Below are 14,588 nucleotides of genomic sequence, written 5' to 3' on the forward strand. Positions count from 1 at the left end.
CCTGGGCGCGACCCTGGTGTTTTTCGGCGCGACAGCCTTGTTCATTGTCGCCTTGAACAAGCTTTGAACGGAGCCTCCACATGTTGACCGTACTGCTGGAATTTGCGCTGGTCCTGGGTCTGATGACCGGGCTCGCCGTCTTGATGGGGCGCTGGCTGAGCCGGGTGTTTTGCCACCCCGCCCATGCGCTGCCGGAACGCCTGACCTATCGCCTGCTGGGCGTCGATCCGCGGGAAACCATGGGCTGGGCCCGCTACGGCTCGGCGCTGTTGTTGTCCAACGGCGCGATGATGCTGCTCGGCTACCTGCTGTTGCGCGGGCAGGCATCGATGCCGATCAACCCGCTGGGCCTGGCCGCCCAGACCCCGGACCTGGCGTTCAACACCGCCGCCTCGTTTATTACCAATACCAACTGGCAGGCTTATTCGGGTGAAACCAGTTTGTCCAACTTCAGCCAGATGGCGGTGATCACCTTCCTGATGTTCGCCGGCGCCACCTCCGGGGTGGTGGCCGCCGCTGGTTTTATTCGCGGCTTGAGCCGGGCCAGTGCGACGGATATCGGTAACTACTGGGTGGACTTCACCCGCATCCTCTACCGGGTGATGTTGCCGTTGTGCTTCGTCATGGCGCTGGTCTATGTCTGGCAGGGCATGCCGCAGACCTTCGAGTCCCAGGCCCTGGCGACCACTCTTGAAGGCACCCGGCAACAACTGATCGTCGGTGCGGTGGCGAGCTTCGAGTCGATCAAGCATATCGGCACCAACGGCGGCGGCTTTTTCAGCATGAACGCCGCGCACCCGTTCGAGAACCCGACGCCCCTGACCAACATCCTGCATATCTTCAGCATGTTGCTAATCCCCTCGGCACTGACCTACGCCTTCGGCAGCCGGTTGGCCCGGCGGCGTCAGGGCTGGGTGTTCTTCGGCACCTTCCTGGTGATGTTCATCGGCTTTCTCGCGGTGGTCTATTTTGCCGAGCAGGGTGGCAATCCGCTGCTAACCCAGCTGGGCGTCGACCAACTGCTGTCCGCGACCCAGAGCGGCGGCAACATGGAAGGCAAGGAGCTGCGTTTCGGCATCGCCGACACCAGCCTGTTCATCGCCACCACCACCGGCGCCACCACCGGCTCGGTCAACGCCATGCATGACTCGCTGATGCCCATGGGTGGCTTCGTGCCCATGGCGCAGATGATGCTCAACTGTGTGTTCGGCGGCGACGGCGTGGGCTTTATCAACCTGATCCAGTACGCCCTGCTGACGGTGTTCCTGGTGGGCATGATGATCGGTCGCACCCCCGAGTTCCTCGGCAAGCGCATCGAAGCCCGAGAGATGAAACTGGTGATGCTCTCGGTGCTTGCGCATCCGATCTGCATCCTCGGTTTCACCGCCTTGGCCGCGCTCTGGCCTGCGACCCTGGACAGCCTGAATAACGTCGGGCCGCACGGTTTCAGCGAGGTGCTCTACGCCTACACCTCCGGTACCGCGAACAACGGTTCGGCGTTCGCCGGGCTGAACGCCAACACGCCGTTCTTCAACACCACCATCGGCCTGGCGATGTTGCTCGGGCGTTTCTTCACCCTGTTGCCGATGCTCGCCGTGGCCGGCTCCCTGGCCTTGAAAAAGACCACCCCGGCCGGTGCCGGGACCATTCCCACCGCCACGCCGCTGTTCATGTTCCTGGTGGTGTTCGTGGTGCTGGTGGTCGGTGGCTTGACCTTCCTGCCGGCGCTCGCGCTGGGGCCTGTGGTCGAGCAACTGCAACTGCTCTCCGGCCAGACCTACAAGTGAGGATGATTGCATGACTACGCGTATTTCCACGCCGCCGCTGGCGGTAACTCAAGGGCTGTTCCGTGGCCTGTGGCGCCCGGTGCTGATGTCCTCGGTGTTTTTCATGTTGTTGACCGGGCAGGCCTATCCGGCGCTCACCACCCTGGCGGCCAACCTGCTGTTTCCGTTCCAGGCCCAGGGCAGCCTGCTGGAGCGCGACGGTCAGGTGGTCGGCTCGGCGCTGATCGGCCAGGCGTTCAGCCGCCCGGAGTATTTCCAGGCCCGCCCCAGCGTGACCCAGAGCGTCGATCCGAACGACGCCAGCAAGACCGTTACCACGCCCTACAACGCCGGCCTCAGCGGGGCCAGCAACCTGGGCCCGACCAGCCAGCGTCAGCTCGACGTGGTCAAGGAACGGGCCGAGGCCTATCGAACCTTGAACGGCCTGGACCCGCAAGCGCCGGTACCGGTCGACGCGGTGACGGCTTCGGCTTCCGGGCTGGACCCGCATATTTCAGTGGCCAACGCGCTGATCCAGGCCCGCCGCGTCGCACCGCTGCGACAACTGTCCGAAGACGCCCTGCTGATCTTGGTCCGGGCGTCGACCGAGGCGCGCACCTTCGGCCTGCTCGGTGAGCCGCGGGTCAATGTGCTGCAACTCAACCTGGCGCTGGATGCCCTGGCGACACCCGGCCAGCCCCCTGTCGCCGTCACTGAGTAAGAGAATCGATCATGAGTGACATGAAAGCCCGTTTGCCGTTGTTTGACCGCGAGCTGTTGCTGGCGGCTGCTGTGGATGCCTTCAGGAAATTGATGCCCCAGGCCCAATGGAAAAACCCGGTGATGTTTGTGGTGTACCTGGGCAGTCTGCTCACCACTTTGCTGTGGTTGCAGTCCTGGGGTGGCCAGGGCGAGGCCCCCAGTGGTTTTATCCTGAGTATCTGCTTGTGGCTGTGGTTCACCGTGCTGTTCGCCAACTTCGCCGAGGCCCTCGCCGAAGGTCGTAGCCGGGCCCAGGCGGCGAGCTTGCGTGGGATGAAGCGCCAGACCCTGGCCAAGGTCCTGCAAAAACCGCGTTATGGCGCGCAATGGTTGCCGATGGCGGCCAGTGAGTTGCGCAAGGACGCCGTGGTGCTGATCGAGGCCGGCGATCTGGTGCCCCTCGATGGCCTCGTCATCGAAGGTGTGGCGTCGGTGGATGAAAGCGCGATCACCGGCGAATCGGCCCCGGTGATCCGTGAAGCCGGGGGCGACTTTTCCTCGGTGACCGGCGGTACCCGGGTGCTCTCGGACTGGCTGGTGGTGCGTATCAGCGTCAATCCCGGCGAATCCTTTCTCGACCGAATGATTTCCATGGTCGAGTCGGCCAAGCGTCAGAAGACCCCCAACGAAGTGGCCCTGACCATTCTGCTGGTGGGACTGACGGCCTTGTTCCTGCTGGTGATCGTCACCCTCAGCCCGTATTCGATCTTCGCCGTGCTGATGAGTGGCAGCGGCAGTGTGGTCAGCGCAACGGTGCTGGTGGCCCTGCTGGTGTGCCTGATTCCCACCACCATCGGTGGCCTGCTCTCGGCCATCGGCGTGGCGGGCATGAGCCGGATGATGGCGGCCAATGTGATCGCCACCTCCGGCCGTGCGGTGGAGGCGGCGGGTGATGTCGACGTGCTGCTGTTGGACAAGACCGGCACCATCACCCTCGGCAATCGCCAGGCCAGTGCCTTCCTGCCGGCGCCGGGTATGAAAGAGCGGGAACTGGCCGAGGCGGCGCAACTGGCGTCCCTGGCCGACGAAACGCCGGAGGGGCGTAGCATCGTGCTGTTGGCACGACAGAAGTTCGAATTCGGCGAGGCGGATCTGGAAAGACTGGATGCCAGTTTCGTCGCGTTCAGCGCCCAGACCCGCATGAGCGGCGTCGACCTGACGGATGGGCGGATGATCCGCAAGGGTGCCGCCGATGCGATTCGCCGGCATGTCGAGGCGCTGGGCGGTGGTTTCCCGCAGGCCTTGCAAGCGCGGGTGGATGAAGTTTCGCGGCGTGGCAGCACACCGCTGGTGGTGGCTGATGGCGCGCGGGCCCTGGGGGTGATCGAACTCAAGGACGTGGTCAAGGCCGGCATCAAGGAACGCTTCGGCGAGTTGCGCCGGATGGGCATCAAGACCGTGATGATCACCGGCGACAATCCATTGACCGCCGCGGCCATTGCCGTGGAAGCCGGGGTCGATGACTACCTGGCCGAGGCCCGGCCGGAAGACAAGCTGCAACTGATCCGCGACTACCAGGCTCAGGGCAAGCTGGTGGCCATGACCGGCGATGGCACCAACGACGCCCCGGCGCTGGCTCAGGCTGACGTGGCGGTGGCGATGAACAGCGGGACCCAGGCGGCCAAGGAAGCCGGGAACATGGTCGACCTGGACAGCAATCCGACCAAGCTGATCGAGGTGGTCGAGGTCGGCAAGCAGATGCTGATGACCCGTGGCGCGCTGACCACCTTCAGCGTGGCCAACGATGTGGCGAAGTATTTTGCTATTGTGCCGGCGGCGTTCGTGGCGACTTATCCGCAGCTCGGCGCCTTGAACGTGATGCACCTCGGCAGCCCGAACTCGGCGATCCTCAGCGCGGTGATCTTCAATGCCCTGATCATCGTGTTTCTGATCCCGCTGGCGCTCAAGGGCGTAGCCTACCGGGCCATTGGCGCGGCGGCGCTGCTCAATCGCAACCTGCTGATCTATGGACTGGGCGGGGTGCTGGTGCCGTTTGCCGGGATCAAACTGATCGATATGCTGCTGGTCGGCGTGGGCGTGGTCTAGGCAGCGGATCTTGAACGCGCTGCAGATCCTGTAGGAGCCGGCTTGCCGGCGATGGCGCGCGGATGGGCGTCGCAAGGCTCGCGGGTCCCATCGCCGGCAAGCCGGCTCCCACTGCCGAAGATGGCGGTCTGTACAAGGAATGACATGGATTTGAATGACCTCTCCCGCACCAGCCGCGACGGTCGACCCGATCCGGATGCGCTGCTGGAGCAACTGCAAGCAGACGAGAAGGCCGCCCAGCGCGGCCGTTTGCGCATCTATTTCGGCTCGAACGCCGGGGTCGGGAAAACCTGCGCCATGCTCCAAGCCGCCCACCGTGAGCGGGCCCAGGGCCGCGACCTGGTCGCCGGGCTGATCGAAACCCACGGCCGTGGTGACACGGCCGCCTTGCTCGCCGGCCTGGAGCAACTGCCGCTCCATCGCCTGGCCCATGGCGATAGCATGTTGTCGGAGTTCGATCTCGATGCGGCCCTGGTCCGTCGTCCGGCGGTGCTGCTGGTGGACGAACTGGCGCATAGCAATGTCCCTGGCTCACGCCACCCCAAGCGCTGGCAAGATATCGAAGAGCTGCTGCGGGCCGGGATCGAGGTCTGGACCAGCCTGAACGTCCAGCACCTGGAAAGCCTCAACGACCTGGTCAGCGGCATCATCGGCACCCGTGTGCGGGAAACTGTCCCCGACCATGTATTCGACAGTGCCCATGAGGTGGTGCTGATCGACCTGGCCCCCGACGAACTGTTGCAGCGCCTCAAGGACGGCAAGGTCTACCAGGGCCCACACGCCGAGCGGGCATCGCGGCACTTCTTTCGCAAAGGCAATCTGCTGGCGTTGCGCGAATTGGCCCTGCGCCGCACGGCCGATCGGGTCGATGCGCAAATGCGTGTCTATCGCCGCGAGCGTTCCATCGACACCTTGTGGGCCGCCCGTGAGCGTTTGCTGGTGGGGATCGCCGGCGCACCCTCGGATGAACGCCTGGTGCGGGAAGCCGCGCGCCTGGCGCAGAAGCTCGAAGCCGACTGGGTCGTGGTGCATGTCGAGTCGGCCTCGACCGGCGGCATGGCCCTGCGGCGGCGCGCGGCGGCGGTGAAAACCCTGGCCCTGGCCGCCGAGTTCGGTGCCGATACCGCGATCCTGGCGGGCATCGATGTCGCCGAAACCCTGGTGGCCTGTGCCCGTGAGCGCAATGCCAACCGCCTGTTGCTCGGCCATCGGCCACGCCGGGTCTGGCAGTTCTGGCATCAGACGGTCAGCGACCGGATCAGTCGCCATCATCCGCAGATTGACCAGATTGTGATTGCCCATGGCGAGCTGCCGCGCACGGCGCCGTCCCGGCCGGAAGCGGAACCGCGACTGGCGCCGGGCAGGGGCCTGGCCTACCTGTGGGCGAGCCTGGCTTGTTTCGCCGCCACGGCGGTGGCGGCGTTGTTGCTGCAAGTCTTCGACCCGGCCAACGTGGTCATGCTGTTCCTGCTGACGGTGGTGCTGGTGGCGCTGCGCCTGGGGCGCGGGCCGGGTGTCTGGGCGGCGATGCTGGCGGTGTTGTGTTTCGATTTTTTCTTCGTCCAGCCGGTACTGTCGTTTACCGTCAACGACACCCAGTACTTCTTCACCTTCGCCTTGATGCTGGGCATTGCCCTGATCACCGGGCAACTGACCGCGCGCCTGCGCCACGAGGCACGCACGGCCGCTGCCCGGGAACGCCGGGCGACCTCGCTGGCGTTGTTGGCCCGCGACCTGTCCGCCGCCTTGACCGTCGAGCAGCTCGGCGCGGTGGCGCTGCGCACTTTCAGCGGCGTGTTCGAAGCCCGGGCCGGCCTGGCATTGCCCGATGCCAACGACCGGGTCAGCACTATGCTCGGCAGTGTCTTCCCAGTGGATGAAAGCATCGCCCAGTGGACCTACGAACAGGGGCGTCCGGCCGGGCAGGGCAGTGACACCCTGGCTGCCGCACCGGGTTGCTACTTTGCGCTCAAGGCGCCGATGCGTGTGCGTGGTGTGTTGGTTCTCGACCTGAATGATTCCGAACGTCTGAAGGACCCCGATGAGCGGCGTCTGCTGGAAGCCTGCATGAGCCAGTTGGCGATTGCGCTGGAGCGGGTGCATTTCGTCGAAGTGGCGCAAAGCACCCTGGTGCAGATGGAAGGTGAGCGGATGCGCAATACCTTGCTCGCGGCCATTTCCCATGACCTGCGCACGCCCTTGACCAGCATTATCGGGGCCGCTGATGCAGCCGCGCCCCATGTGCGCGACGAATTGGTCAGTGGCTTGTTGAGCGGGATTCACGATCAGGCCTGCGCGATGCAGCGTCTGATCGAAAACCTGCTGGACATGGCGCGCCTGCAGGAGCATGGGGTGCGCCTCAATCGACAGTGGCATTCGCTGGAAGAAGTGGTCGGCAGCGCCTTGCGCCAATTGCGTGAGCCCCTCGCCCGACACCCGGTGCGGGCGCTGTTGCCGGTGGATCTGCCTCTGGTGGAGATCGATGCACTGCTGATCGAGCGGGTGTTGGTCAACCTGCTGGACAACGCGGCGAAATATACCCCGGCGAATACGCCGATCGAGATCACCGCGAGCCAGGTCGATCGACAGATTGTCCTCGAGGTCGCCGACAGTGGCCCGGGCTGCCCGTCCGGTATTGCCCCGGAGCAACTGTTCGAAGCCTTCAGCCGTGGCCGGCAAGAGTCGGCGGTGTCCGGTATCGGCCTGGGGCTGGCGCTGGTCCGGCGGATTGTCGAAGCCCACGGAGGGCGGATTGTCGCGCGGCCACGGGCGCCGAACGGCCTTTGTTTTGTTATCAGCTTACCGGCGGGTCAACCGCCGTCCATGGAAACCTTATGACCAGCACCCGTATCCTGATTGTCGAGGATGAAGCCAATATCCGCCGTTTCATCGGTATCGCCTTGCAGGACGAAGGCTTCCAGGTCTTCGAGGCCGATAGCAGCAAGCGCGCGCTGATCGACGCGGCGAGCCGTCAGCCGGACCTGGTGATTGTCGACCTGGGCCTGCCCGACGGTGACGGCAAAGACCTGATCAGCGAGCTGCGTGGCTGGATGAGCGTACCGATCCTGGTGTTGTCGGCCCGTGATCGCGAAGATGAAAAAGTCGCCGCGCTGGATGCCGGGGCCGATGACTATCTGGTCAAGCCGTTTGGTGTTCCCGAACTGCTCGCGCGTATTCGCGCGCAACTGCGGCGGCAGGTACAAAGCGGCACGGCGGCGGTGAGCAGCAAGGTGCGCTTCGGTGCGGTCGAGGTTGATCTGGCAACCCATGAGGTGCGCCGTGGCAGCGAGGGCGTGCACCTGACACCGATCGAGTTTCGCCTGTTGAGCGCGTTGATCCGGGGGCAGGGGCGGGTACTGACTCACCGACAGTTACTGCTGGATGTCTGGGGGCTGGACTATGCCGATCGCGCCCATTACCTGCGGGTGCATATGGCGCATCTGCGGCAAAAACTCGAAGCCGACCCGGCGCAGCCGCAGCACCTGATCACCGAACTGCAGGTGGGCTATCGCCTGGTCGGTCTGTGACGGCTTATTTGTTCTCCCGTTGCACCTTGGCCGCACGCCAGAAGTCGAGGTAGAGGGTGATCACGCCGAACGCGCAGATGCCCAACAGCATAAGCAGGCCGATTTGGATATGGGTCATGGCAGGTCTCCGGAAAACACCGCATCAGGCGGCGACCTGCAGAGAAATAGTCGAAATTCCGGGCAAATGACATCGACTATATGAAAGCTTTACGGGGTGTTCGCGCAACAATATGGGGCGGATACGAAGTGGGCTGCAGTCGCCTTCCTGCGGCCATTCGCGGTGGCTTCACGTTATCGTCGGTGTTCGATCAGGGGGCAGGCTTGGCACGCATGGTTCATGGAACCATCGGTGTTTTTTGTATTCCTTCAAGGAATGCCTTGCATTAAAAACGTGAATTTTATTTATTTTTACGGTACGACTACCTTGGGTTGAAGTCCCTGGCGAAGAGAGAACACCCATGTCGTCCGAACACCCGGATTCTGCTCGAAAGTTCGATATTTCCCGTGCTGGCGAATACGCCGAGCAAAGCCGCATTGCCCTGGCTGGTTATGACGCCTGTCACGAGTTGGTCGCCTGCATGCTGGCTGCCAGCCTGGGCAGCGGGCGTGAGGCGAGGATCCTGGTGGTGGGCGCCGGCGGTACCGCCCAGGAAATCCTTACGGCGGGGCTGCTTGAACCGCTTTGGCGGTTTACCGCGGTCGACCCCTCGGCCCCGATGCTTGAGTTGGCGCAGGCCAGCCTCCAGGCACAGGGGTTGTTGGAGCGCACGCGGGTATTCCTCGGCACGCTCGAGGAACTGACGGACGAGCCGCCCTATGATGCCGCGACCCTGATCGGGGTCTTGCATCACCTGCCCGGCGATCAAGCCAAGCATGACATCCTCAAGGCGATCGCCGCCCGGCTCAAACCAGGCGCCCCGTTGATTGTCGCGGGCAACCATCAGGCCTATGCCAGCCAGCCGCTGTTGTTGGCGGCCTGGGGCGAGCGCTGGCGTCAGCAGGGGGCGAGCGCCGACGCCGTGCGCGCCAAGCTCGGCAAGATCCTCCAGGGTGCCGATCCGCCGCACTCGGAGGCGGCGGTTCAGCGCTTGCTTGAGGGGGCCGGGTTCGGCACCGCGACGCGGTTCTTCTCCAGCTTGTTCTGGGGCGCCTGGGTGGCATCGAGGGGCGCCACGCAGCCGATATGAGCGTTGCTCTCCCCAGCAGGAGCCGCTGGTTGATGCTCCTGCTGGGGCGGTGTTACCGGCTGGGGCTCAGTTGCCGTGACAGCGAATCACCGCCGAATGGGTGGCGTAGCGTCCGGAGATCAGGATCTTGCCATCAGGCTGCAGTTCGAGGTGGGAGAGATAGCTGGTGCTACCGGAGATGTTGATCACGCGGCTGATCCCGTTGTCGCCAAAGTCGGGGTCGAGCTCGCCGTTGCTCAGGTGGCGCATCAGCCAGCAGCGGCTGCCGCTGTTGATATGACCGGTGCTGACGATTTTCCCGTCCTCCTGCACCGTGAGGGCGAAGGCGATATCCAGTTCCGGCAGTTCCCAGGGCACCCCGGCGTTGAACGTGGTGTCCAGCTTGCCGTCGGCTGTGACTCGGGTGAGCAGGGCGATGTTGTGGGAGAGATCCGCGGAGCCGCTGACGACGATCTTCTGGTCGGGCTGCACGGCGATATCGAAAAACGCGGCGTTGCCGTCACGGGCCGGCTCCAGTTCCAGATAGCCGGCGCAACCGAAGGTCTTGTCCGGCAGGCCAGTGGTTCCGTAGCGCATCAGCATGGCCTTGCGACCCCGTCTGCCGGCCACGATCAGCTTGCCATCGGCCTGGACCTGAACCGCCTCGAAGGCGATGTTCGGTTCCGGTGCCGTGACCACGCCGCAGGTGCCGAAGCGCAGGTCAAAACTGCCACTGCGGTCGAGACGCACGATCACATCGCGTTCCGGCTCGCCCACGGCGCTGTTCCTGAGGGCCAGGACGATAAAACCGTCCGCGGGTTGCAGGGCGAGCCTGCGACCATAGCCGATCCAGGGCGCCGTGTAAGGCAGGGTAACCTGGCCGTTATCGCCGAAATCGGGGTCCGGGGCGCCGCTTTCAGTGAGGCGGGCGCAAAAGGCCTGTTCGCCGGAGCGAAAGTGGCCCAGCAAGAGGAACTTGTCGTCTTCGTCGACGACGGCCTTGATCAGTCTTCGGCTGGAACTTCCGAGCGGTTGGGCCAAGTCCAGATGGTAAAAGCCGTCTGCGGTGAAGTTGGCCAGAGTGATACTTTCCGGCCGGTCTTCATGTACGCCGATAAACCGATGACGGCCATCGGGCCATAATAACGATGGGCCGACAAAACCAGGGCCCGCCTCTGAAAAGATAACCAGGCCATCACGGTGTTCACCAAATTCCAGATCGGGTCTTCCGGGACTATCGGATCGCTCGATAGCCGCGGAGGGCGAGTTTTTTGGCGGATTGTTTGAGGTTCGACTTTGTGCATCCATGGGTATTGAGTCCTTTCAGTTTATTAAATGGCTACCTGGATTAAATAACGCTTTATCAAGTAGCGACGCGCTGGCTTCCTGGTGAAGTAGCGACGTGATTGATTTAATAACTGGAAGACGAGTTTGCCCAGCGATCAAGTTTTACTGTTAATGACTGACTGATCTCATACTTATGGCCACCCGGAACTTTAAAGTGTCAGGGTCAATCGTCGTTCGCCGCGATAGGCTTCGCCGGTATCGACCCAACCCTGTTTCAGGTAAAGGTTCATCGCCGCCTGGTTATCGGTTCCTACTGACAAGAGTAATTCACGGACCTGAGGCCAGGCCCGGCGTGCCGCTTCGGGCAGGGCTTGCAGGCAGGCCGCGCCGAAACCTCGGCCCTGGGCCTGTTTATCGACCTGCAGGGCATGCAGGGTGGCGCTGCCGGCGGCGGCCCAGTGCGGGACGAAGGGATGGCGCTTGAGCAACAGAAAGGCCACCGGCATCTCGTTGGCGAGCAGGACGAAACCGAGCACGCCGTCATGGGGGGCGCGGGGCAGGAAGTGCAGCGCCGCCTGGATATCGCCGCAAAATCGCAGCTGTTCAGGGTGCACCTCAAGACCCACAAGCTGCTCTCGCTGAAGGGCGCTCAGGTCGTCGTAGCGGGCCAACCGGGGATTCGTGGATATTCTCACGGTTGCTGGTCTTTTTTCTGACGGCGGAAGTGGATTCTATCGGCTTTGACGGCCGCGATATTATTTTTTCCTGCGACTTTTTGCGTCTGTCGATTTCACTCACTTCCAGACGACTATTCGTACTTCTGCTGATCGTCGGCGGCCTTCGCCAAAGCGCGAAACAGCAGCCATAGTTGTTCGACCGCCCTGGAGACATTCCATGAAATACCTGTGCCTGATCTACAGTAATGAGGAGCTGCTGCATTCCCATCCCGAGAGTCCCCAGGACCCCGAGTGCCTGGCCTACGCCGAGTCGATCCGGGCCAGTGGCCGAATGCTCGCCGCCGAGCCGCTGGAGTCGGTGAGCACCGCCACCACGGTGCGCATGCGCGGCGGCAAGCTGTCGATCGTCGACGGGCCATTTGCTGAAACCAAGGAACAACTGGCCGGGTTCTACCTGGTGGAGGCCCGAGACCTGAACGAAGCCTTGCAGATCGCCGGGCATATCCCCGCCGCGCGAGTGGGCAGCGTGGAAGTACGGCCGGTGCGGGCGCTGAATCTCTGAGGGAGCGAGCGCTTTCAAACGGCAACTATAAGAATAATAAAAGGAGCCTGAAGATGAACCACCAACCGCTACCCCTTGCGGGAGCCGAACATGAGTTGTCCATCAGTCACCTGATCAAGGCGCCGCGCAACTCGGTCTTTCGGGCCTGGACCGAACCCCGTTTGCTGAGCCAATGGTGGGGCCCCCATGGAGTGAGCATATACCGCCCGGGCGTTTGCACGGGGCGGCGGCGGAAAAGGTGGCGCACGAGCAGATGGGGTTTTATCAGGGCTGGGGCGAGAGTCTCGATCGCCTGGCCTTGCTGGTCAGCCAGGGGGTGCTGGATTGACCGTTGAGCCCGATAGCGTCAAGCAGCAGGTCGAGGCGGTGTACCGAGGCGAATCGCGGCGGATCCTGGCCACCCTGATCCGTTTGCTGGGGGATTTTGACTTGGCCGAGGAGGCCTTGCACGAAGCCTTCTTTATCGCCGTCGAACGCTGGCAGCGCGATGGCGTGCCGGCCAATCCCCGGGCTTGGCTCGTCTCCACCGGGCGTTTCAAGGCCATCGACGTGCTACGCCGCCGGGCGCGGTTTACCGCGTCCCAGGGGCAACTGATCGCCCAGGCCGAAGCACTGGAGCAAAGTGAATGGAAGGATGAGGATGTCGAGGATGATCGGCTGCGGTTGATCTTTACCTGTTGTCACCCGGCGTTGTCGGCGGATGCCCAGGTACCGCTGACGTTGCGCGAAGTCTGCGACCTGACCACCGAAGAAATTGCCCGAGCCTTTCTCGCGAGCCCCTCGACCATCGCCCAGCGCATCGTGCGCGCCAAGACCAAGATTCGTGACGCGAAGATCCCTTATCAGGTGCCTTCCTTGGCGGAATTACCCGAGCGCCTGGACACGGTGTTGCGAGTCATTTACCTGGTGTTCAACGAGGGCTACTCAGCGTCCCTCGGCGCCAGCCTGACCCGCGACGACCTGACGGCGGAAGCCATCCGCCTGGGACGGCTGTTGCTGGAGTTGCTGCCGGACCCCGAGGTCATGGGTTTGCTGGCGTTGATGTTGTTGCATGAGTCGCGGCGTCAGGCGCGGGTGTCCGAAAGTGGCGAACTGGTGCTGCTCGATGCCCAGGATCGCTCGCGTTGGAACCCGGCGCTGATTGCCGAAGGCTGTGAGCTGGTGGAGCGCGCACTGGGTACCGGACGTTTCGGGCCCTACGGCTTGCAGGCCGCGATTGCCGCTGTGCATGCCGAGTCGGCGACGGCCGCGGACACCGACTGGCGGCAGATCGTCGGGCTCTATGACCTGTTGTTGCGAGCAGTGCCCTCGGCGGTGATAGAACTCAATCGGGCAGTGGCGGTGGCCATGCGTGACGGGCCGTTGGCGGGGCTTGAGCTGGTGGAGGGCATCCTCGGGCGCGGCGAGTTGCTGGACTACCACCTGGCGCATTCGGCGCGAGCGGATTTCTGCCGGCGATTGGGGCGGGTAGAGCAGGCGCGCGAGGCTTACCAGCGTGCGCTGGCGTTGACGCAGCAGGCGCCGGAGCGGCGTTTCATCGAGCGTCGCTTGGAGGAACTGAACGGCGCCTGGTAGCGGGTGTTACTCCAGCATCTTCGCCAGTAACCAACTGCCCGCCGGCCCTGGTGGATGCCGACGTGACCAGAGCGCATCCACCGCCACCGGCCGTGGCCAGCCGCGGATCGGCAGTTCCACCAGCGAGGCGTTGTCGAAGCGCTCCACCAGCCAGCGCGGCAGCGGTGCCCAGCCGAACCCGCGCTGGGCCATTTCCAGCAGCATCAGGTAACTCGACGCCGACCAGAAGCGGCCCTGGGCACGACTCTCGTAAGGCTTGAGGATGCTCGCCAGGCGCAATTCGCGGTGCTGTTGCAGGCCGGCCTGATCGACCTTGGCCTGTTGCGCCAAGGGATGCTCACGATGGACGAACACGGCAAATTCGGTACGTTCCTCCACTGTGGCACTGCCCAGGTCCGGCGGTTAGCTGTCCTGCCGTTCGGCAAAGGCCACCTGGGCCCGGCCTTGGCGGACCAATTCCACCAGGTCGTCACACTCGGCGACCAGGCATTCCAGTTCCCTGTAGGAGCAGAGCTTGCTCGCGAACCGCCGAAGGCGGCCATCCACATGGTTAGCGAGCCCTGCCACCGACTTGGGAGGTGTTGTTCCGCGCCCTGGGGATGAATAACCCGCTGCCGCGCATGCAGATGATCGACGGCTTCAACGAAGGTTGGATCGAGTTCGCCGGGACGCCGCGCAGGGGCGAGGTGCCGTTGCGCAGCGTGCTGAATTTACAGGAACATCCCGCCCGAAGCCTCGATCCGTTGCCCGGTGATCCACTGCCCGGCGTCACTCAGCAGCAGCGCAATAGCGCCGCCGATATCGTCCGGCAAACCGGCACGGCCCAGCGCGGTGTTGGCCGCGACATAGTCATTCAGGTCTTTGTTGTCGCGCACGCTGCCGCCGCCGAAATCGGTTTCGATGGCGCCTGGGGCCAGGCAGTTGACGCTGATCCCGCGAGCCCCCAGTTCCTTGGCCTGGTAACGGGTCAAGGTCTCCATCGCGCCTTTCATCGCCGCATAGGTGCCATACAGGCGCCGTACCATGGCGTACGCAAGCATCTGCACAGCGGTGAATTGCTGGCGGTATTGCCCGACTATCTGCCGGCGCCGCTGGAGGTGTCGTTGTTGTATGCCCAACAACGTCATCTGCCGCGGCGCGTGCGGGTGTTCATGGATTGGTTGGGGCAGGTAACGCAGGCGGCGTTTGGCGAGGTTTGAACATGACCGCATGCCAGGGGC

Annotated in this window: 10 protein-coding genes and 3 pseudogenes; 9 read left to right on the forward strand and 4 right to left on the reverse strand. The window is 63.7% G+C overall.

What is annotated here, in order from left to right:
• Positions 1-80: 80 nt before the first annotated feature.
• The 6 genes from kdpA to AC07T0_RS17960 all read left to right on the forward strand — a co-directional run bounded on the left by kdpA (position 81) and on the right by AC07T0_RS17960 (position 9,288).
• Positions 81-1,787 (forward strand): potassium-transporting ATPase subunit KdpA, encoded by a 1,707-nt coding sequence (gene kdpA, locus AC07T0_RS17935; protein WP_495002468.1) that lies wholly within the window; start codon positions 81-83, stop codon positions 1,785-1,787.
• A gap of 10 nt (positions 1,788-1,797) precedes the next feature.
• A complete protein-coding gene (kdpC, locus tag AC07T0_RS17940) occupies positions 1,798-2,487 on the forward strand; it encodes a potassium-transporting ATPase subunit KdpC (protein ID WP_495002469.1) in 690 nt (229 codons plus the stop codon).
• A 20-nt stretch (positions 2,488-2,507) separates the two neighbouring features.
• Positions 2,508-4,574 carry a potassium-transporting ATPase subunit KdpB gene (gene kdpB, locus AC07T0_RS17945; protein WP_495002508.1) on the forward strand — a complete coding sequence of 689 codons (2,067 nt, stop codon included), beginning with the start codon at positions 2,508-2,510 and terminating at the stop codon, positions 4,572-4,574.
• Positions 4,575-4,718: 144 nt separating this feature from the next.
• On the forward strand, positions 4,719-7,412 hold the full coding sequence (locus AC07T0_RS17950; protein ID WP_495002470.1) for a DUF4118 domain-containing protein: 2,694 nt from the start codon (positions 4,719-4,721) through the stop codon (positions 7,410-7,412).
• Complete coding sequence (locus AC07T0_RS17955) at positions 7,409-8,101, forward strand: response regulator (protein ID WP_495002471.1); 693 nt, start codon at positions 7,409-7,411, stop codon at positions 8,099-8,101. Before AC07T0_RS17950 ends, AC07T0_RS17955 begins: the two co-directional genes overlap by 4 nt.
• A gap of 458 nt (positions 8,102-8,559) precedes the next feature.
• Positions 8,560-9,288, forward strand: a complete 729-nt coding sequence (locus AC07T0_RS17960) for a class I SAM-dependent methyltransferase (RefSeq protein WP_495002472.1) — start codon at positions 8,560-8,562, stop codon at positions 9,286-9,288.
• Positions 9,289-9,354: 66 nt separating this feature from the next.
• On the opposite strand, the gene AC07T0_RS17965 is transcribed toward AC07T0_RS17960, so the two are convergent.
• On the reverse strand, positions 9,355-10,308 hold the full coding sequence (locus tag AC07T0_RS17965) for a hemolysin (RefSeq protein ID WP_495002473.1): 954 nt from the start codon (positions 10,306-10,308) through the stop codon (positions 9,355-9,357).
• A 455-nt stretch (positions 10,309-10,763) separates the two neighbouring features.
• The gene (locus AC07T0_RS17970; protein WP_495002474.1) at positions 10,764-11,249 is read right to left on the reverse strand and encodes a GNAT family N-acetyltransferase; all 486 of its coding nucleotides are present in this window, start codon (positions 11,247-11,249) and stop codon (positions 10,764-10,766) included.
• A 199-nt stretch (positions 11,250-11,448) separates the two neighbouring features.
• Between AC07T0_RS17970 and AC07T0_RS17975 the strand changes: the two genes are divergently transcribed.
• Complete coding sequence (locus AC07T0_RS17975; RefSeq protein WP_495002475.1) at positions 11,449-11,793, forward strand: YciI family protein; 345 nt, start codon at positions 11,449-11,451, stop codon at positions 11,791-11,793.
• 324 nt (positions 11,794-12,117) lie between these two features.
• Positions 12,118-13,368 carry an RNA polymerase sigma factor gene (locus AC07T0_RS17980; protein ID WP_495002476.1) on the forward strand — a complete coding sequence of 417 codons (1,251 nt, stop codon included), beginning with the start codon at positions 12,118-12,120 and terminating at the stop codon, positions 13,366-13,368.
• Positions 13,369-13,374: 6 nt separating this feature from the next.
• On the opposite strand, the pseudogene AC07T0_RS17985 reads toward AC07T0_RS17980, so the two are convergent.
• Together AC07T0_RS17985 and AC07T0_RS17990 are read right to left on the reverse strand one after the other, a co-directional pair.
• A pseudogene (locus AC07T0_RS17985) lies at positions 13,375-13,866 on the reverse strand (substrate-binding domain-containing protein); the annotation flags it as partial.
• 212 nt (positions 13,867-14,078) lie between these two features.
• Positions 14,079-14,378, reverse strand: a pseudogene (locus tag AC07T0_RS17990) (SDR family NAD(P)-dependent oxidoreductase); the annotation flags it as partial.
• Here AC07T0_RS17990 and AC07T0_RS17995 point away from each other — a divergent pair.
• Positions 14,370-14,567: pseudogene (locus AC07T0_RS17995) on the forward strand (LysR substrate-binding domain-containing protein); the annotation flags it as partial. The pseudogenes AC07T0_RS17990 and AC07T0_RS17995 sit on opposite strands and share 9 nt — an antisense overlap.
• Between the last annotated feature and the right edge of the window lie 21 nt (positions 14,568-14,588).

The sequence above is a fragment of the Pseudomonas sp. GW821-FHT04D07 genome (assembly GCF_059420225.1).

Bases quoted from the DNA above. Each gene is read 5' to 3' on its own strand.
- AC07T0_RS17960 (WP_495002472.1), top strand. From the start codon at position 8,560: ATGTCGTCCGAACACCCGGATTCTGCTCGAAAGTTCGATATTTCCCGT.
- AC07T0_RS17955 (WP_495002471.1), top strand. From the start codon at position 7,409: ATGACCAGCACCCGTATCCTGATTGTCGAGGATGAAGCCAATATCCGC.
- kdpB (WP_495002508.1), top strand. From the start codon at position 2,508: ATGAAAGCCCGTTTGCCGTTGTTTGACCGCGAGCTGTTGCTGGCGGCT.
- kdpC (WP_495002469.1), top strand. From the start codon at position 1,798: ATGACTACGCGTATTTCCACGCCGCCGCTGGCGGTAACTCAAGGGCTG.
- AC07T0_RS17975 (WP_495002475.1), top strand. From the start codon at position 11,449: ATGAAATACCTGTGCCTGATCTACAGTAATGAGGAGCTGCTGCATTCC.
- kdpA (WP_495002468.1), top strand. From the start codon at position 81: ATGTTGACCGTACTGCTGGAATTTGCGCTGGTCCTGGGTCTGATGACC.
- AC07T0_RS17950 (WP_495002470.1), top strand. From the start codon at position 4,719: ATGGATTTGAATGACCTCTCCCGCACCAGCCGCGACGGTCGACCCGAT.